The sequence below is a fragment of the Achromobacter sp. DH1f genome, from assembly GCF_000633435.1.
Taxonomy (GTDB): Bacteria; Pseudomonadota; Gammaproteobacteria; order Burkholderiales; family Burkholderiaceae_B; genus Achromobacter; species Achromobacter deleyi.
Genome location: NZ_AYMF01000124.1, coordinates 1 through 213 on the forward strand (window position 1 = coordinate 1; position 213 = coordinate 213).

The following is a 213-nucleotide window of genomic DNA, read 5'->3' on the forward strand; positions in this document are numbered from 1 at the left end:
CGGGCGCGGGCGAACTTGATGAATTCGGTCCGCAGCGTTTCCAGCATCTCGGCCCGCACCAGCCGCATGATGAGCGTGATCTGGAACAGCGCCAGGGTGATGGACGGCAGCACCAGCGCGGCGCGGCCGGACGGCGTCAACAGGCCCGTGGTCCAGCCGCCGATGCGCACCGTGTCGCCGCGGCCAAAGCCCGGCAGCCAGCCCAGCTGCACC

General features: G+C 70.9%; 1 pseudogene. It reads right to left on the reverse strand.

Annotation, left to right across the window (positions count from 1 at the left end):
- Positions 1–213 (reverse strand): annotated as a pseudogene (locus U858_RS0133350) (ABC transporter permease); the annotation flags it as partial.